This is a genomic window from Ruegeria sp. AP7, from assembly GCF_056539905.1.
In genome coordinates, this window is sequence record NZ_JBQFVT010000001.1 from 660,935 (window position 1) to 678,416 (window position 17,482).

The 17,482-nt window shown below is 54.5% G+C and carries 16 protein-coding genes; 9 read left to right on the forward strand and 7 right to left on the reverse strand.

Annotation, left to right across the window (positions count from 1 at the left end):
* The first annotated feature begins 134 nt into the window (after positions 1–134).
* Positions 135–1,139, forward strand: coding sequence for a GlxA family transcriptional regulator (locus tag ACR0KN_RS03250; protein ID WP_010440177.1), 1,005 nt, complete (start codon positions 135–137; stop codon positions 1,137–1,139).
* A 19-nt stretch (positions 1,140–1,158) separates the two neighbouring features.
* Here ACR0KN_RS03250 and ACR0KN_RS03255 read toward each other — a convergent pair whose 3' ends face one another.
* Entirely contained in the window at positions 1,159–1,686 is a 528-nt protein-coding gene (locus ACR0KN_RS03255) for a GNAT family N-acetyltransferase (protein ID WP_480651326.1), read from the reverse strand.
* 81 nt (positions 1,687–1,767) lie between these two features.
* Positions 1,768–2,862, reverse strand: a complete 1,095-nt coding sequence (locus ACR0KN_RS03260) for a PQQ-dependent sugar dehydrogenase (protein ID WP_480651328.1) — start codon at positions 2,860–2,862, stop codon at positions 1,768–1,770.
* A gap of 170 nt (positions 2,863–3,032) precedes the next feature.
* Here ACR0KN_RS03260 and ACR0KN_RS03265 point away from each other — a divergent pair, with 170 nt between their 5' ends.
* The 6 genes from ACR0KN_RS03265 (at position 3,033) to ACR0KN_RS03290 (ending at position 8,806) form a co-directional block, all read left to right on the forward strand.
* Positions 3,033–4,214: an ABC transporter substrate-binding protein gene (locus ACR0KN_RS03265; protein ID WP_170470285.1), complete on the forward strand. Its 1,182-nt coding sequence runs from the start codon at positions 3,033–3,035 to the stop codon at positions 4,212–4,214.
* A 129-nt stretch (positions 4,215–4,343) separates the two neighbouring features.
* Positions 4,344–5,132, forward strand: a complete 789-nt coding sequence (locus ACR0KN_RS03270) for an ABC transporter ATP-binding protein (RefSeq protein ID WP_480651330.1) — start codon at positions 4,344–4,346, stop codon at positions 5,130–5,132.
* On the forward strand, positions 5,129–5,959 hold the full coding sequence (locus ACR0KN_RS03275; RefSeq protein ID WP_480651332.1) for an ABC transporter ATP-binding protein: 831 nt from the start codon (positions 5,129–5,131) through the stop codon (positions 5,957–5,959). Before ACR0KN_RS03270 ends, ACR0KN_RS03275 begins: the two co-directional genes overlap by 4 nt.
* An 85-nt stretch (positions 5,960–6,044) precedes the next feature.
* Positions 6,045–7,055: a branched-chain amino acid ABC transporter permease gene (locus tag ACR0KN_RS03280; protein WP_170470298.1), complete on the forward strand. Its 1,011-nt coding sequence runs from the start codon at positions 6,045–6,047 to the stop codon at positions 7,053–7,055.
* Complete coding sequence (locus ACR0KN_RS03285) at positions 7,052–8,365, forward strand: branched-chain amino acid ABC transporter permease (RefSeq protein WP_480651334.1); 1,314 nt, start codon at positions 7,052–7,054, stop codon at positions 8,363–8,365. Before ACR0KN_RS03280 ends, ACR0KN_RS03285 begins: the two co-directional genes overlap by 4 nt.
* A gap of 186 nt (positions 8,366–8,551) precedes the next feature.
* Positions 8,552–8,806: a hypothetical protein gene (locus tag ACR0KN_RS03290; protein WP_170770911.1), complete on the forward strand. Its 255-nt coding sequence runs from the start codon at positions 8,552–8,554 to the stop codon at positions 8,804–8,806.
* A 44-nt stretch (positions 8,807–8,850) separates the two neighbouring features.
* On the opposite strand, the gene ACR0KN_RS03295 is transcribed toward ACR0KN_RS03290, so the two are convergent.
* On the reverse strand, positions 8,851–10,398 hold the full coding sequence (locus ACR0KN_RS03295; RefSeq protein ID WP_480651337.1) for a helicase HerA-like domain-containing protein: 1,548 nt from the start codon (positions 10,396–10,398) through the stop codon (positions 8,851–8,853).
* A gap of 453 nt (positions 10,399–10,851) precedes the next feature.
* On the opposite strand from ACR0KN_RS03295, the gene ACR0KN_RS03300 reads away from it, so the two are divergent.
* Entirely contained in the window at positions 10,852–11,445 is a 594-nt protein-coding gene (locus tag ACR0KN_RS03300; RefSeq protein ID WP_170470310.1) for an invasion associated locus B family protein, read from the forward strand.
* Between the two features lie 49 nt (positions 11,446–11,494).
* Here ACR0KN_RS03300 and ACR0KN_RS03305 read toward each other — a convergent pair whose 3' ends face one another.
* From ACR0KN_RS03305 to ACR0KN_RS03320, 4 genes are read right to left on the reverse strand one after another with little or no spacing between them, the layout of a single operon-like run.
* Positions 11,495–12,703, reverse strand: coding sequence for a beta-ketoacyl-[acyl-carrier-protein] synthase family protein (locus ACR0KN_RS03305; protein WP_480651339.1), 1,209 nt, complete (start codon positions 12,701–12,703; stop codon positions 11,495–11,497).
* Positions 12,704–12,711: 8 nt separating this feature from the next.
* Positions 12,712–12,969 carry an acyl carrier protein gene (locus ACR0KN_RS03310; protein ID WP_480651341.1) on the reverse strand — a complete coding sequence of 86 codons (258 nt, stop codon included), beginning with the start codon at positions 12,967–12,969 and terminating at the stop codon, positions 12,712–12,714.
* A gap of 32 nt (positions 12,970–13,001) precedes the next feature.
* Complete coding sequence (gene lpxD, locus ACR0KN_RS03315) at positions 13,002–14,093, reverse strand: UDP-3-O-(3-hydroxymyristoyl)glucosamine N-acyltransferase (protein WP_480651343.1); 1,092 nt, start codon at positions 14,091–14,093, stop codon at positions 13,002–13,004.
* 34 nt (positions 14,094–14,127) lie between these two features.
* Positions 14,128–15,729, reverse strand: a complete 1,602-nt coding sequence (locus tag ACR0KN_RS03320; RefSeq protein ID WP_480651345.1) for a L,D-transpeptidase family protein — start codon at positions 15,727–15,729, stop codon at positions 14,128–14,130.
* 345 nt (positions 15,730–16,074) lie between these two features.
* Between ACR0KN_RS03320 and mepK the strand changes: the two genes are divergently transcribed.
* On the forward strand, positions 16,075–16,644 hold the full coding sequence (mepK, locus tag ACR0KN_RS03325) for a peptidoglycan L,D-endopeptidase MepK (protein ID WP_480651347.1): 570 nt from the start codon (positions 16,075–16,077) through the stop codon (positions 16,642–16,644).
* Positions 16,645–17,482 lie beyond the last annotated feature (838 nt).

Here is a 17,482-nt window from a genome sequence, read left to right on the forward strand (position 1 = left end):
CTATACAAAAAGCATTGAAGAGAGGCCATATGCGATTTGCACCTCTTGACGGCGCAAACAAGCTTTGAGCATGTTGACGGGCATATCTGCCGTCGCCAAGAAGCTGACGTGTACCGAATCAAGGACAGTTCGCCATGCAAGAGCAACGCCAAGTTGTCACCGTGGAAAATGACGCGGGCAAACCGCTTAATTTTGTGTTTGTCCTTTTGGACAAGTTTTCACTGCTGTCCTTTGCATCGGCCCTCGACAGTCTGCGCATCGCCAATCGTATGGCAAATCGCGATTTGTATACTTGGACGCTGGCGGGTGAAGGCGGAGAGCTGGTGCATTGTTCAGCCGGAACCACCTTCAAATTGGATGCAGATCTTGAAGAATTGCAGCGCGATGAAGTGATCCTGATCTGCGGTGGGGTCGACGTTCAGGCGGCCACCACAAAACGGGTGTTGAACTGGCTGCGCCGCGAAGCCCGCAAGGGGCTGAAGATTGGTGGTCTCTGTACTGCTGCTTATACGCTTGCGAAAGCGGGATTGCTGGAAGGTAAACGGGCCACAATCCACTGGGAAAACTCTGATAGCTTTGCCGAGGAATTCGATACGGTCGAACTGACCAAATCCGTATTTCTGGTGGATGGGAACAGAATGACCACCGCAGGTGGAACATCGTCGATTGATCTGATGCTTAAACTAATTGCCGATGACTATGGTGAAGATCTGGCAAATGCAGTCGCGGATCAGATGATATATTCCTCGATCCGCACGGATCAGGACACTCAGCGCCTTTCGACGCCAACTCGGATTGGCGTTCGCCATCCCAAGCTCAGCCAAGTCATCCTGATGATGGAAAAGAACATAGAAGAGCCGATCTCGCCTTCGATTCTGGCCAAGGACGTGGGCATGTCCACGCGTCAGCTTGAACGCCTGTTCCGCCGCTATCTTAGCCGTTCTCCCAAGCGCTACTACATGGAACTGCGCCTGCACAAAGCGCGCAACTTGCTGATGCAGACAGATATGAGTGTCATCAACGTGGCACTGGCCTGTGGCTTTGCCAGCCCATCGCATTTCTCAAAATGCTATCGGGCGCATTACAACACTACACCCTACCGTGAACGTGGAGCGCAGAGCGGGCGATTGTCTGTTTGATCCAAGGACGCTGCCAGACCTACAACTCTTTTTCGAAGTAATGCAGGTGCGGCCGAAGCATCGGCTGATCCAGATAGGTTGTTGTTTCGATCGGTTCTTCAAGCTCGACGAATCCGAGCTTGGGATACAAGCTTCGCATTTCGACATTTGGCGTCAGTGTGTCAGCGATCAGGCGCTTAAGACCCATATCGCGTGCAGCTTGTTCACGGGCCACAATCAGGGCACGCCCTGCGCCGGTTCCTCTTGCTCCCTCAATCACAAAGACACGCTTTAGCTCACCTGTACGGGAATCAAAGCGTTTCAGCATTCCGCATCCAATGATGTCTCGGGTTTGATTTCTGGCCACGACCAAACATCCATTCGGAGGCAAATAGTCATCCGTATTTGCCCAGAACTCGGCCAGCGCGCTTTCAGGGGCAGCTGGATCTATTTCAAATCCCATTGCCTGCATTCTGACAACGATAAGCGCGTAATACTCTTTCAAGATCGAATTCAGTTCGCTCTTCGGCGGTATAGTGCTGCACAGTTCAATTACGAAGCCACTCATTTGGCACCTCAAAACAACTGGCCACCGGGTTACTCAAACGCTTCGATGACTTGGAAAATTCAATAAGTTCGTTGCAGGTTATCAGAGGCGCGACATCCTATAAACCGCGCCCTGCCCGACCGAAATGAACCAGATCGACCCATCGGACGCCTCTACGATATCACGGACACGTTCTGTTTCAGGACCCTTGATCCGTTCTACCTCACGAAGCGGATTGCCCGAAAGCCGTGCAATATAGTCGAATTTCAAAGAGCCTACGAACAAATCACCTTTCCACTGCGTCCACAGCTTACCCGAATACACAAGCAATCCCGAGGGTGCGATAGACGGGTCCCAATAGTGTTTAGGCTGCTCCATCCCTTGTTTCGACGTTCCTTCGCCAATCTTCTGACCCGAGTAATGCACCCCATAAGAGATCACGGGCCATCCATAGTTAGCTCCGGGCCGGATCAGATTGACCTCATCGCCCCCTTTGGCCCCGTGTTCAGATACCCAAAGCCGACCCTGCTGATCCAAGTTGGCTCCTTGAGGGTTCCTGTGCCCAAACGACCAGATTTCGGGCCGGACATCGGGATTGTCCACAAACGGATTGTCACGAGGAACTGTTCCATCTCGATTTATTCGAATAACCTTTCCCAAATGGTTTGACCGGTCTTGAGCTGCCGGACGATCCCCACGATCTCCGATCGTGACAAACAAAGAGCCATCCTCAGCCTCGACGACACGCGAGCCAAAGTGCCGACCCCCGGAACCGCCGGGTACGGCCTCAAAAATTATGCGCAGGTTGGTCAGGCGATCCCCGCTTTCGGAGAACCGCGCGACTGCAACTGCAGTACCCGCACCACCTCTTTGCGGCTTTGAAAACGTTAGAAAAAGCTCTCGGGTTTGACTGAAATTCCGAGCAATCGTGACATCAAGCAAACCACCCTGCCCGTTCGCGACCACTCTTGGCACCCCTTTGACGCGCTTTGCCTCGCCTTCAGCGACGTAAAGAAGCTCTCCATCGCGTTCGGTTACGACGAAACTGTTGTCCGGAAGAATGCCAATGGCCCACGGCGTGTCCAGGCCTTTCACGACTTGGTTGAGTTGAATTCTCCCGACCGAAGTCTCGATAACATCGGACCAGCCGGACACCGACCAACAGGACAGAATCAGAATCGCTAAAATTCTATGCATCTCTACCCTCTTCTCAACAATACTTCGGTATTAAGGCTCAATTCCCATCAAAGCAGATAGATTGTCTGCGGACAAAAGCACTTTTTTGTTAGGACTTTTCTTTTCCGAACAGCTTGCCTAGGGTCGTGCCCAGAACGACAACGTTCAAACAATAAATAGGGAGTAACCTAATGAAAAAGCTGCTTACCGCTACCGCAGCAACCGCCCTGCTGGCGGGAACCGCAATGGCCGACGACGTTAAGCTGGGCGTGCTGTTTGGCTTTACGGGTCCGATTGAATCGCTGGCACCTGCCATGGGTTCGGGCGCTGAACTGGCAATGGCCGAAGTTACCGAATCCGGGAAGCTGCTGGATGGCTCAACCGTTACCGGAACGCGTGCTGACACCGGCTGCATCGACAACGGCCTGGCGACATCGAACGGCGAACGCATGATCGCGGATGGCGTCGCTGGCATCATCGGCGGTGACTGCTCGGGCGTAACTGGCGCCATCCTGCAGAACGTTGCGATTCCGAACGGCATGGTCATGATCTCACCCTCGGCAACATCGCCTGGCCTGTCGACCATGGAGGATAACGGCCTGTTCTTCCGCACCGCCCCGTCGGATGCGCGCGAAGGTCAGGTGATGGCAGATATCCTGAACGATCGCGGCATCAGCTCGATCGCTCTGACATACACCAACAACGACTACGGCAAAGGTCTGGCAGACGCGATCCAGTCTTCATTCGAAGCTTCGGGTGGTGAAGTCACCATCGTCGCTGCACATGAAGACGGCAAGGCTGACTACTCGGCCGAAGTTGGCGCGCTGGCCTCCGCCGGTGGCGACATTCTGGTTGTAGCTGGCTATCTGGACCAAGGCGGTCTGGGCATCATCCAGTCGGCTCTGGACAGCGGCGCGTTCGACACGTTCGGTCTGCCCGGCGGAATGATCGGTGACTCGCTGCCCGCAAATGTCGGACCCGATCTGAACGGCTCGTTCGGACAGATCGCCGGTTCGGGTGGAGAAGGTGCCGAGAAGTACTTTGCCATGGCAGAAGCTGCTGGTTTTGACGGCTCGTCGCCCTATTCGCCCGAAGCGTACGATGCCGCAGCGCTGTTCATGCTGGCCATGCAGGCCGCAGGTTCGACCGCTCCGGCAGAATACGGTGCAAAGATCATGGACGTTGCCAACGCTCCGGGTGAGAAAATCTATCCCGGTGAACTGGCCAAAGGTCTGGAACTGTTGGCTGCTGGTCAGGAAATCGACTATGTCGGCGCATCTGGTGTTGAACTGATCGGACCCGGTGAAAGCGCAGGTTCCTATCGCGAGATCGAAGTGACCGACGGCGAGAACAAGACCGTCAACTTCCGTTGATCCGAACTTCACAGTCATAAAATCAAGCAGCCCGGGCCTTGTGTCCGGGCTGTTTCAATGACAAAAGGCCGCACCTCCCTTAAGGGGATGTGACAACAAGAACGCCGAACAGGGCGGCAAGGGGAAAAGATGATCGTCGTCGAAGACGTGCACAAGCATTTCGGCGGGTTTCATGCGGTGGACGGGGCATCGCTGGAAATCCAAAAAGGGTCCATCACCGGCCTGATCGGTCCGAACGGGGCCGGAAAAACCACTCTGTTCAACGTGATCGCGGGTGTTCTTCCACCGACCAGCGGCAAGGTCCACATGGATGGTGAGGATATCACTGGCCTGCCTCCGCATGAGCTGTTTCACAAAGGCCTGCTGCGTACCTTCCAAATCGCGCATGAGTTTTCCTCGATGTCCTGCCGCGAGAACCTGATGATGGTACCCGGTGCGCAATCGGGTGAATCGCTGTGGAACACATGGTTCGGGCGTAAACGTATCGCCGATGAGGAACGCGCACTGAAAGCCAAGGCTGATGAGGTGCTGGAGTTCCTGACCATCGAGCATCTGGCAGATCACAAGGCCGGTCAGGTCTCGGGTGGGCAGAAGAAACTGCTGGAACTTGGCCGCACCATGATGGTCGACGCCAAGATCGTATTTCTGGACGAGGTCGGCGCGGGAGTGAACCGCACCCTGCTGATGACCATTGCTGACACGATTCTGCGCCTGAACAAGGAACGCGGCTATACCTTCGTCGTCATCGAGCACGACATGGATTTCATCGGCAAGATTTGCGACCCGGTCATTTGCATGGCCGAGGGCAAGGTGTTGGCCGAAGGCACTCTGGACGAGATCAAAGCCAATGAACACGTGATCGAAGCTTATCTGGGCACCGGCCTTAAGAACAAAGGCAAGCTGGAGGCGGGCGCATGAGCGACAACCCCTACCAGGACGATAAGGGCAACAAGGACGCCTCGATCACCAATCCGCATGGTGTCGGCACCATGACTCCAGCGCATCGCAAAAGTGGTGAGACTCACATAGTCGAGGGCGGCCCTTTCCTGATTGGTGACACCATGACCGGCGGCTATGGCAAAGGGCCGGACATCCTGCATGATTGCACCATTGCCGTTGACAAGGGTGAGATTGCGGTGATCGTGGGACCCAACGGTGCGGGTAAATCGACCGCAATGAAGGCCGTTTTTGGCATGCTAGACGTGCGCCAAGGGTCTGTGCGCCTGGATGGCGAAGACATCACCAATCTCAGCCCGCAGGATCGTGTGCAGCGTGGCATGGGCTTTGTGCCACAGACCTCGAATATTTTCACGTCGATGACGGTTGAAGAGAACCTTGAGATGGGCGCTTTCATCCGCCGCGACGATTTCACGGAGACGATGGAACAGGTCTATGACCTCTTCCCCATTCTCCGCGACAAACGCAATCAGGCCGCCGGAGAGTTGTCAGGCGGTCAACGCCAACAGGTCGCCGTGGGCCGCGCGCTGATGACCCAGCCCAAGGTGCTAATGTTGGATGAACCCACAGCCGGGGTCTCACCCATCGTAATGGATGAGTTGTTTGACCGGATCATCGAGGTCTCGCGCACCGGCCTGCCGATCCTGATGGTCGAACAGAATGCCCGCCAGGCGCTAGAGATTGCGGACAAGGGATATGTGCTGGTTCAGGGGCGGAATGCCTATACTGGCACGGGTAAGGAACTGCTGGCCGATCCGGAAGTTCGCAAGAGTTTCTTGGGGGGATGACGCCAGTGACAGCTACTCTCGTGTTTGATCACTCTGAAAACAAGTCGAAAAAACGAACGAACTTGGAAAATGAGGTAACGAACTAATGGATTTCCTCAACGCCCTTGTGGCGCTCTCCAACTTCGTTCTTGTTCCCGCAATCGCCTATGGCAGCCAGTTGGCGCTGGGCGCGTTGGGGGTGACGCTGATCTACGGCATCCTGCGGTTTTCGAACTTTGCCCATGGCGACACTATGGCCTTTGGTGCGATGATTGCCGTGCTGGTCACGTGGGGCCTGCAGGCCGCCGGTGTCAGTTTTGGGCCGTTGCCGACCGCTCTGCTGGCCCTGCCCTTCGCTATTCTGGGCTGCATCGTTCTGGTGCTGATCACCGACCGACTGGTTTATAGGTTCTACCGGGAACAAAAGGCCAAACCGGTTATTCTGGTGATCGTATCCATGGGCGTGATGTTTATCATGAACGGGCTGGTACGGTTCATCATCGGGCCGGATGACCAGAGGTTCTCAGACGGTGCGCGGTTCCTGATCAAAGCGCGGGATTTCAAGGCTTGGACGGGGCTGAACGAGGGGCTTGCGATTAAGACCTCGCAAGCCATCACGGTTGTTGTCGCAGTACTAGCCGTGGCAGCTTTGTTCTGGTTCCTCAACAAAACCCGCACCGGCAAGTCGATGCGCGCCTATTCGGATAACGAAGATTTGGCGCTGCTATCCGGCATCAACCCCGAACGCGTGGTGATGATCACCTGGATCATCGTCGCCGCCCTGGCAACCACTGCAGGTGTGCTTTACGGCCTCGACAAAAGCTTCAAGCCTTTCGTCTATTTCCAGCTTTTGCTGCCGATCTTCGCCTCGGCCATTGTTGGCGGACTCGGCAACCCTCTGGGCGCCATTGCTGGCGGGTTCATCATCGCGTTTTCTGAGGTGACCGTCACCTATGCGTGGAAAAAGGTGCTGACCTATCTGGCACCGGAAAACCTGGAACCGTCCAGTTTGGTCCAGTTCCTGTCCACCGACTACAAATTCGCCGTCAGCTTCGCCATCTTGCTGATCGTGCTGCTGTTTAAGCCGACAGGCCTGTTCAAAGGAAAAGTAATATGAGCGAGCCCGTCAAAAACACGCTGCTATTTGTTGTCGTTGGCGGCCTGATCCTGTTGACCGGGTTTACGCAAAGCTGGAACGCGGCGATCCTGATCCTGAACATGGGCCTGATCTCAGCCATCATGTCGATCGGAGTGAACCTGCAATGGGGCTTCGCGGGCCTATTCAATGTCGGTGTCATGGGCTTTGTCGCGCTGGGCGGGCTTGCGGTTGTTCTGATCTCAACCCCACCGACACCCGGCGCATGGTCAAGTGGAGGTTACGGTGTCATACTTTCGCTTCTGCTGGGTGCGGCAACCGTGGTTGCGGCCGTTATGGTCGCGCAGAAGATGCCGAAAGGGCGCACACGGACATTTGCGATCATCGGCATTCTGGTCGTTGGATTTTTTGTTTACCGCGCAATCTTTGATCCCAATGTTGCTTCGATCGAAGCGATTGATCCTGCTGTGGCAGGCAATATCGGCGGGCTGAACCTGCCGGTCCTATTCGCTTGGCCGGCTGGAGGGTTGCTGGCCGCAGGCGCGGCGTGGCTGATCGGTAAAACCGCTCTGGGTTTGCGTTCGGACTATCTGGCGATTGCTACGCTTGGGATCGCCGAAATCATCATCGCGGTTATGAAAAACGAAGACTGGTTGGCCCGAGGAGTCAAGAATGTCTACGGCATACCACGCCCCGCACCAGTGGTGGGCTATGAGGTTGAGCTGCAGCAAGACCCCTCTTTCATCGCGCGGGCCGAATGGTTCGGGCTGGACCCCGTCACCGCCTCGACCCTATCCGTGAAGCTTGGGTATTCGTTGCTGTTCCTCATCGTGTTGCTGATACTGCTCTGGATGGCTCAGATGGCGTTGAAAAGTCCTTGGGGCCGCATGATGCGTGCCATTCGTGACAACGAAGTCGCGGCTGAGGCGATGGGCAAGGACGTCACCCGCCGTCATTTGCAAATCTTTGTTCTGGGTTCGGCCATCTGCGGCATTGCCGGCGCAATGATGACCACGCTCGACGGGCAGCTGACACCAGGTACCTACAACCCCTTGCGCTTTACCTTCCTTGTTTGGGTCATGGTCATCGTCGGCGGATCGGGCAACAATTTCGGAGCCGTACTGGGAGCGTTCCTAATCTGGTTCTTGTGGGTGCAGGTTGAACCCATTGGCCTGTGGCTGATGAACCTAATCACCGCAGGAATACCCGATGGCAGCGCTTTGAAGTCGCATCTGATAGACAGCGCAGCACATATGCGGTTGTTCACGATGGGACTTATTCTGCTGATTGTTCTCAGATTCAGCCCAAGAGGGTTGATCCCAGAGAAATAAGCAAAATTTCGTGAGAATTTCCCCTAACGCACCGTGAACCGGCGCGTTTTATTGTGCGGAAGATCAGAAAGGGCTAAACCTGCACACTGCGATCCACCACATCGCTGCTGTGCCAAGCTCTGTGCGAGATTGGCGCAGGGTTGTTAACGATCTGAAGTTTACCAGGATGAAAGCATCGACCTCGCTATGAACAAACCACTCAAAACATTCGCTATGGCCGTTCCGACAATGGCAGTGTTATCGGCCTGCGTACCCACGCCAGAGGAATTGGAAACCACCCCGGTCAAGGTGCAGACACCCAAAGGGGTCGTGACCTGCCAGCTTTACCGGCATGACAGGGTCAGCTGGGATCGTGCGATCGATTTCCCCGCCACCAAGATGTCGGTGCCCGAGGCAGACAACTACTGCAAACAAGAAGGCCTGCGGCGATTGAAGCGCTGATCAGGCGGCTTGCTACCTGTTGATCGCGCGCCTTATCCTACGTTTCAGCGATTGCGAAACAATCCGCCCAGGATGCCGCGAACGATACGGCGACCTGTCGTTCCTTTCAGCTCTTTGATCACGGCCTCGCTCATGGCCGTGGCGAAAGTATCCTTCTTTCGCGAGACACGCGAAGAAGAGCGCCCGACACGACTGCCCGAATATCTGCGGGCCGAGGCATATTCCCGTTCCATCGGGCTCTGCTGCTCCAAAACTTCGTCAGATTCGGCCTGTTCAGCCGCGTTGGCCGCCGCATTGGCTCGGGCCTGCAGGATTTCAAAGGCAGATTTGCGATCGATCCGGGTGCCGTATTTGGCACCCATTGGAGACGCTTCGATGAACGATTGACGCTCAGTCTTGGTTATCGGACCAAGTTGAGAACCCGGCGGTCGGATCAGGGTGCGTTCGACGACACCCGGGACCCCTTTTTTTTGCAGCATCGAGGTTACCGCCTCGCCCACGCCGACTTCGCGAATGGCGGCCTCGGTATCGAAGGCGGGATTCTCGCGATAGGTCTCTGCCGCCAGACGCAGGTTTTTTCGATCGCGCGCGGTAAATGCCCGAAGCGCATGCTGGATCCGATTGCCCAGTTGGCCGAGGATATCTTCGGGAATGTCGGCTGGGTTTTGCGAAATAAAGTACACGCCCACACCCTTCGATCGGATTAGCCGCGCCACTTGTTCGACCTTGTCCACCAGCACTTTCGGAGCGTCCTCGAACAGCAAATGCGCCTCGTCAAAGAAGAACACCAGCTTGGGTTTTTCCGGATCACCAACTTCGGGCAATTCCTCGAAGAGTTCACTGAGCAACCATAACAAGAAAGTCGCATATAGACGCGGAGACCCCATCAATTTGTCCGAGGCCAGGATGTTCACCATACCTTGCCCGCTTTCGTCAGTTTGCATCAGATCTGCAAGTTCCAGCGCAGGCTCACCGAACAGGTTCGTGCCACCCTGATTTTCAAGCACCAGCAAACGCCGCTGAATGGCACCAATCGATGCCGTGGAAACGTTGCCATATCGCAGCGACAGCTGGGCTCGGTTTTCGCCAATCCAGACCAGCAATGCCTGCAGGTCTTTCAAGTCCAGCAGCGGCATGCCCTCTTCATCCGCGACCCTAAAGGCGATATTCAGAATACCTTCCTGCGCCTCGCTAAGCTCCATCAGTCTGGATAACAGCAGCGGGCCCATCTCTGTCACGGTCGTTCGGACGGGATGGCCTTGTTCACCGAACAGGTCCCAAAAAGTAACCGGGCACGCGGTGTACGAGAATGTATCGAACCCGATCTTTGCAGCGCGGTCCTGAAAGGCTTGATGCAGCTTGTGACTTTCGCTACCGGGCAGCGCCAATCCCGACAAGTCACCTTTGACATCGGACAGAAACACCGGAACACCGGCTTGCGAAAATCCTTCGGCCAGAATTTGCAGCGTTACCGTCTTACCTGTTCCGGTCGCGCCGGCGATAAGACCGTGGCGGTTCGCGTATTTCAATGACAACCCCTGTGCCACTGAGTATCCATCACCGCCGCCGCCTACGAATATTTTGTTGTCCATTAAGAAACTGCCCTGAATTCTACCGATCTGCTGCAAGCATACAAAGTTAACCTTTCGCTGCGAGAGTAAATGTTGCTCATCGTGGTCTGACTGCGGTGGCAAACTTCCTCCCTGGCGACTGGCCGTGCCTTCGGGCACGGCTTTTTTATGAATTCTGACCAAATCCAACGATATCGGTTCTTTTTTTGGGGGTTAGCAGTTGACCGATGGGTTTCGCTTTCGTAACGTCTGCGCATAACTAAGTCGGCCAGTCCGACGGGGAGAAAAATTCAAGAAGGGAGCCGCTCCACCGGCTCCCTTTTTCATTGCCTGTTCACTGCTTAATTTGCTGTGTTTGGCGCGTATCGGCAAAAAAATTGAGTAATTTGCAGACCGTCGTTCGGATTGTTCCTGACACCGCCCTACAACAATGTTAGACGAGGCAAAAAGCTGGATCATCAAGATGAGGCATTTATGATCAGGAAATTGGCACCCCTTAGCATCGTGGCGGCAGGACTTTTCTGCACCACGGCCCTGGCGCAAGAAAGCACCGACGCTCCGGAAACCGGGGCCGAGGTCGGTTCTGATCTGGATTTGGGCCAGACCGGTCCCCGGATTGGCGAGCAATATGAGAAAGAGCAATCGGGCGATTGGAAAATTTCTTGCATCAAATCCGATGCTAGCCAGGATCCGTGCGCCATGGTTCAGATTCTGAACAATCAGCAAGGCGATCCAATCGCCGAGGTGTCGATCGGCAAGTTGCCGCAAGGAGGTGCCGCTGTCGCTTGGGCAAATGTCGTGGTTCCGCTTGAAACACTTCTGCAGGCTCAGTTGGCGGTTTCAATCGATGGTGCGCCGCGCAAGTTGTATAACTATCACCACTGTGTCCCGGTAGGATGTCTTGCGCAACTGGGACTGACACAGGGCGATATCGATGCCATGAGATCGGGATCCACTGCGGTGCTCTCGCTGGTCCCTGCCCGCCTGCCGGATCAGGTGCTGAACATGGAGATGTCGCTAAGCGGTTTCACCGCAGCATTTGATGGCCTGACTGAGTCAGCAAACTGATACCGAATTTAGCTAAAACCCGGGCCGTTGCTTAACAGCGACGGCTTTTTCATATCCGCTTTAGCGCGAGAACGGCATTCAATCCGCCAAAGGCAAACGCGTTGCTAAGTGCGACATCGACCTTCGCCTCACGCGCTTCGTTCGGCACCACATCGAGTGCACATTCGGGGTCAGGCTCTTCATAGCCGATAGTCGGGGCGACAATTCCGTCGCGCAAGGCCATGATACAGGCCAGCAACTCGACCGCGCCAGTTCCACCAATCAAATGACCATGCATTGATTTAGTAGATGAGATCATGAGGTCATCTGCATGAGGGCCAAATACATCAGCAACCGCAGCGCATTCGGTTTTGTCATTGGCAGCCGTGCCAGTGCCATGCGCGTTGATATACCCCACGTCACTGGCGTTTAATTTTGCATCAGCCAAGGCACCGGCCATCGCACGAGAAGCCCCTTGTTTGCTTGGCATAACGATGTCAGCCGCATCTGAAGACATGGCAAAGCCCACGACTTCGCACAAGATTTCAGCGCCACGCGCACGCGCATGTTCATATTCTTCGAAGACAAAGACACCTGCTCCTTCGCCTTGTACCATCCCGTTTCGGTTCGCACTGAATGGGCGGCAGGCATCTTTGGACATGACACGGAGCCCTTCCCACGCCTTAACACCGCCAAAGCACAGCATCGATTCCGACCCGCCAGTTACCATGGCTGGTGCAGCCCCACTGCGCACCATCTGAAATGCCTGTGCCATGGCATGATTCGATGATGCACAAGCGGTCGACACCGTGAAGCTGGGGCCTTTTAGGTTGTGTTCCATCGAAACGTGGCTGGCTGCTGCGTTGTTCATCAATTTGGGGACAACAAATGGATGCACCCTGTTTTTGCCGTCTTCGTAAACCGAACGATAGTTGTCATCCCAGGTTGAAACACCGCCCCCGGCAGTTCCCAAAACAACGCCTGACCGTGCCGCGGTATCACCCGAGAACACAATGCCTGACTGGTCGATCGCCTCTTTGGTGGCGGTCAGCGTGAACTGTGTGAACCGATCATACAGCGTCATCTGCTGACGATTGAACCGCCCCTCAGCCTCAAAACCGCGCACTTGACCGCCGATCTTGATCGACAGCCGATCTACATCACGGAACTCAAGATCTGAGATACCGCATCGGCCTTCACGCATGGCTTCCAGCGTATCAGGGACAGAATGACCCAGAGAATTGATGGTGCCCGCACCCGTAATGACGACGCGTTTCATACCGGAGGTCAGACCTTTTCCGATACAAGTTTTTCTATGCCCGAAATAATCGCGGCCACGTTTGAAATATCGAAATCACTTGCGGTGGGTTCGTTCGCGTTGAAGGGCACCGTGATATCAAACTCTTCTTCGATGGCAAAGATGCTCTCGACCAGACCCAGGCTATCGATGCCCAAATCCTTGAGCGTGCTGTCGGGCGTCACATCCGAAGGCTCAAGCACGGCCTGCTCGGCAATGATTGCAATGACGCGGTCGCTGATGCTCATCTCGATCCCCTGGTTATCGTGTTGGGGTTGATTTAATCGCTTGGAGGCAGTTTGGAAACAGCCTTTTTCAACGCCTCAACGTCACGGGCCAAACGGGGCAATCGGCGTTGGGCTTTGTAAATCTCTGTGTGGCTTTCCATTTTGATCGCTGGATAGCCCATAATCACGCGGCCAGCAGGCACATTCGACAGGATCTTGGTACCTCCACCGGCTATTACCCCATCACCGACAAAGATGTTGTCGGAAACGCCAGTCTGACCACCCAATACAACGTTATTTCCGATCTCAACTGAACCGGATACTCCGGTCTGACCACATAGCAAGCAATCCTGCCCCACGCGCGTGTTGTGACCTACATGTACAAGGTTATCCAACTTGGACCCGCTTCCGATCACGGTGTTGCGGATAGTGCCGTTGTCGACCGTACAGTTCGACCCAACTTCAACATCGTCACCAATCTCAACCGCCCCAAGTGAGCGAATGCGCAACCAGTTCTGTGCTTTTGCATCCCCTTGATCGCCAAGTGTTTTCCGCGCGTTTTCTGCGCCTGATACCTCAGGCGTGACGTAGCTGAACCCGTCACCTCCGATACGCGCACCCGGCTGAGCAATAAAACGATCGCCAATCTGCGCCCGCGCCCCGATGCTTACCATCTCGCGAAGCAGAGCGCCTTCACCCAGCGAAGCATCCATCCCAATCACGCAATGCGCTCCGATAACCGAACCCTTACCGATCTTTGCCCGCGCTCCGATCACGGAGAGCGGACCGACTGATACTTCCTCTCCAATCTCAGCAGTTTCATCGATAACAGCCGATGGGTGGATCCCCGGTGCAATGCCCTGCCCGCGATCCAGCATCGACGTTATTCCGGCCATCGCCATACGCGGGCGCTGAACAAAGATGGCGGCCTCAAGACCCAAAGCCTGCCAATCTGCCCCATCCCAAAGTACAGCGGCCCGCGCCGCGCCATTCGCCAAGGCTTCGGCATATTTGGGCGACATTGCCATCGCCAGATCGGTTGGTCCGGCATCGCCTGGCTCGGCTGCGCGAAGGATCGTCAAACTCGTCTGACCCTCGGCCACAACACCAAGAGCGTCGGCGATTTGCTGAACTGTGAATTGCATGCGGGCTTCCTCGTAGCGCGTAGTTGCCCCGTGATTACCCCTGAACGTCCGGCAGGGCTACCCCTGCCTTTTGCAATGCCTCCCAGATCTTGCGATCACGGTTATATACATCACGGCGATATTGAACCTCACCCTTCGGTCCAACATAGGCCGTTCTGTAGATCAGATGCACCGGCACCGGGTTTTCAAGGTTCACCTTCGTCTCTTTTCCAGTGTTCAACACACGATGGAAGAAAGATTTTGGATCCTCTTCCTGTTTGGCCAGCAATGCATATGCAAATTCAAATGGCTGCGCCAATCGAATACATCCGTGTGAGAAAGCCCGAACCTCGCGCGCGAACAAAGACTTCTGTGGCGTATCGTGGAGATAGATGTTGTGCTTGTTCGGGAACATGAACTTCACCAGACCCAGCGCGTTGCTTCTGCTTGGTGGTTGACGCATCGAGAACGGGAAGTTCCTTGCGGTGAACTGGGTGAAATCAACAGCGCCCCGGTTAACTTGCCGCCCCCCACGATCAGTAATCTGGATATGCCCCACTGCGTTCGGGTTAGCTTGTAATTTCGGCAGGTACTCTTTGGTGATGATCGAGCGCGGAACATACCAGCTGGGGTTGATCACCATATGCTCCATCTCGTCCGAAAATTCTGGACTACGGCGATCATGTGTATTTTTGCCAATGACTGCGCGTGTCTCGAACGTGACTTGACCGTCATCAACGATCTTTGCCGAAAAGTCTGCCTGATTCACCAGAATATGGCGCTCACCACGTTCTTCGGGCAGCCAACGCTCACGTTCCAAAGCAACGTAAACCGCTTTCAGACGATCGGATACTGGCCGATTGATCTCGGTGATTGTTCCATTACCTGCAACGCCATCCGGTTCAAGCCCATGTGCGGTTTGAAACGCCTGAACGGCAGCAAGCAACACGTCATCATAGTTGGGGCTTGCAGTGGGCTTCAAATAACCCATAGCGACCAACCGATTGCGCAATTTGATGACATTCGCGCCTGTGTCTCCGCGCTCAAGCTTTGTGACAGGAACGGTCTCACCCCACCCGCCCTTTTCGATCAGCGTTTCGAGCGCAATTTTCTGCTTCATCAACGCGCGATACTGGCGTGATTGAGGCATAATCTCACTGAAGTACTCATCACCATCGCCGGCAACAAGACGCTTCAGGTGTTCTTGCGGGTTGCGCTGTTCAACATCCCGTACAAGGCCAGCATCGATTTGCGAAGGTGAAGTAACACCGGACTGTATATCGTTGGCATATTTAGCAAAAACTTGACTTAGCTCAGCCTCGATCAAACCCAAATCACGGGTTGTTCTGGCGCCCTGCATCTTCGCAATCAATGCCGAGACATCATAGCGCGCGCGCGGAAGCCCATGCATGTCGATTGTTGACAAAGCCTTGATCAAGGCAGCGCGCCGCGCTTGATGTTCAGGTGTGTTGCCTACCCACACCGGATCGAACGCATTTTTTCGGTAGAATTCAGCGATCGCAGTGTTTGAAACCGTGCTTTCAGCCACCGCCATCTGGAAGGCGGTGTCAGACGTTCCCGCCAAGGCGACGGAAGCTGAAACTGCCACAAAGGTAGCTGCAAATACACTAGAACGAGCACGAGAAACAAACGACATCAGATAGCCTTGGTTATTCAATGATTTGCCGCAAAATTTCTACGGCGTTTAGAAATAATGTTTGGAGGTGCAGTTAATGTCTATTCACAAATATATCAATTAGCCTCTTCTTTTTACCGTGATGCGTGTTTGCATCGTTGGAACCTGGGATGCAGAATTATCATGCATGTTTGCATCAGTTGCGCAAAAAACTGCCGAAAATTCCCCCTTGATTAAAGCGCAAGCAAAGACTCCTTGGCGGATGATTCCGACTGTGCAATAAATCCCGCATCTGGGATGGGATAAAAATTAAGACAGCGCGCGTAACATCGTGTGCAGGCAGGAACAGTACGGGACGAAACTGAAATGACCGAGAGCAGTACATCGGGCTTGACCCGGCGTGCCCTATTGGGCGCATTCGCCGCAACGGCGGTTGTCGCGGCACCAACATATTCCAAAGCAGCAGGTTTTCTTCGCGGCGGTGGCGACATTCGCCGCATTCGTATGTATTCGGGCCGCACCGGTGAGCGGATCGATATGGTATATTGGGTTGACGGAAAATATATCAAGGACGCGGTGAAAGAGGTTAATCACTTCATGCGTGATTGGCGCAGCGATCAGGTCAAGGACATGGACCTGCGCACGATCGACATCATGGCTGCGGCGCATAATATGCTGGATGTAAGCGAACCCTATATGCTGCTGTCTGGTTACCGCTCACCGCAAACCAATGCCATGCTGCGCCGTCGCTCTCGCGGTGTCGCCAAGAATTCCCTGCATATGAAAGGCCAGGCTGCCGACTTGCGTTTATCCTCGCGCTCGGTCTCGCAAATGGCGAAAGCTGCAATTTCCTGCCGCGCCGGAGGCGTTGGCCAGTACTATCGGTCGAATTTCGTGCATATGGATTGCGGTGTCATCCGTTCCTGGCGCGGCTGATTTAACTCATTATCCCGTACCATAATGTGAACCCCCTCAGTTATCTCTGATGGGGGTTTTGTTTTGTCGGCAGCTAGATTGCATACCAATCGCTACTGTGCAGAGCAAAAACAAACACAAGAGAAGTGGCGCACCTGAGAGGATTTTCTACCAACTTTTTCATCGTTATTTTTATTATTTTACAGTTGCTTGCGCCAATAGAAAAGTCAAATGTGTCACTCGTTGTGTCACCATCAAGAATATTGAAAGCAATATGATGGATATCTGGTTAGGGGTGGGACTTGGTGCGATGAATGCACATGGTTTTTATCGAAGTTTGGGAAGGTACGTGCGCGATAAGGAGCATCCGGCAATAAGCGGTTTGATATCGATCCCATTCTAATAACTAGGAGTGCACGGCACGCCCAACCGATAGAACTGCCTAATCCCCACAGGACGCCTGCCACAGTGTGAACACCGCATACGGTTCAGTATGTCGTGGAACGTCGAATCCGGTCCTAGCTTCTTCAGTAACTCACCCGGCCAGAAGTCCCGGCCCCGGTGACACCTTCGATCCTCACAGCAGACATGTATCCCGAAGTCCTCGGGTATCTCGGCTATGGGTAGGGGTAAAATTCGAGTCATATACTAATTAGAACATAATTGCGAACTTCAGTGTGACTGGGTGCGAGAGCTTTTCACTGTTTCTTTGTGTGGCGATGTAAAAGCGACAATCACAAGCGGGTCACTACCTCTGGGGCAAATGAGTCCCGCTTACGCGCTTACAGGGGAAGGCATAGGTGTTAACACCAATCGGTAAACGGGACTCTGTACCTGCTGACTAGGTAGGAGCTTGTAG

Excerpts from the sequence above, each read along its gene's own strand:
- ACR0KN_RS03250 (WP_010440177.1), top strand. The coding sequence starts at position 135 with ATGCAAGAGCAACGCCAAGTTGTCACCGTGGAAAATGACGCGGGCAAA.
- ACR0KN_RS03255 (WP_480651326.1), bottom strand. The coding sequence starts at position 1,686 with ATGAGTGGCTTCGTAATTGAACTGTGCAGCACTATACCGCCGAAGAGC.
- ACR0KN_RS03260 (WP_480651328.1), bottom strand. The coding sequence starts at position 2,862 with ATGCATAGAATTTTAGCGATTCTGATTCTGTCCTGTTGGTCGGTGTCC.
- ACR0KN_RS03265 (WP_170470285.1), top strand. The coding sequence starts at position 3,033 with ATGAAAAAGCTGCTTACCGCTACCGCAGCAACCGCCCTGCTGGCGGGA.
- ACR0KN_RS03270 (WP_480651330.1), top strand. The coding sequence starts at position 4,344 with ATGATCGTCGTCGAAGACGTGCACAAGCATTTCGGCGGGTTTCATGCG.
- ACR0KN_RS03275 (WP_480651332.1), top strand. The coding sequence starts at position 5,129 with ATGAGCGACAACCCCTACCAGGACGATAAGGGCAACAAGGACGCCTCG.
- ACR0KN_RS03280 (WP_170470298.1), top strand. The coding sequence starts at position 6,045 with ATGGATTTCCTCAACGCCCTTGTGGCGCTCTCCAACTTCGTTCTTGTT.
- ACR0KN_RS03285 (WP_480651334.1), top strand. The coding sequence starts at position 7,052 with ATGAGCGAGCCCGTCAAAAACACGCTGCTATTTGTTGTCGTTGGCGGC.
- ACR0KN_RS03290 (WP_170770911.1), top strand. The coding sequence starts at position 8,552 with ATGAACAAACCACTCAAAACATTCGCTATGGCCGTTCCGACAATGGCA.
- ACR0KN_RS03295 (WP_480651337.1), bottom strand. The coding sequence starts at position 10,398 with ATGGACAACAAAATATTCGTAGGCGGCGGCGGTGATGGATACTCAGTG.
- ACR0KN_RS03300 (WP_170470310.1), top strand. The coding sequence starts at position 10,852 with ATGATCAGGAAATTGGCACCCCTTAGCATCGTGGCGGCAGGACTTTTC.
- ACR0KN_RS03305 (WP_480651339.1), bottom strand. The coding sequence starts at position 12,703 with ATGAAACGCGTCGTCATTACGGGTGCGGGCACCATCAATTCTCTGGGT.
- ACR0KN_RS03310 (WP_480651341.1), bottom strand. The coding sequence starts at position 12,969 with ATGAGCATCAGCGACCGCGTCATTGCAATCATTGCCGAGCAGGCCGTG.
- lpxD (WP_480651343.1), bottom strand. The coding sequence starts at position 14,093 with ATGCAATTCACAGTTCAGCAAATCGCCGACGCTCTTGGTGTTGTGGCC.
- ACR0KN_RS03320 (WP_480651345.1), bottom strand. The coding sequence starts at position 15,729 with ATGTCGTTTGTTTCTCGTGCTCGTTCTAGTGTATTTGCAGCTACCTTT.
- mepK (WP_480651347.1), top strand. The coding sequence starts at position 16,075 with ATGACCGAGAGCAGTACATCGGGCTTGACCCGGCGTGCCCTATTGGGC.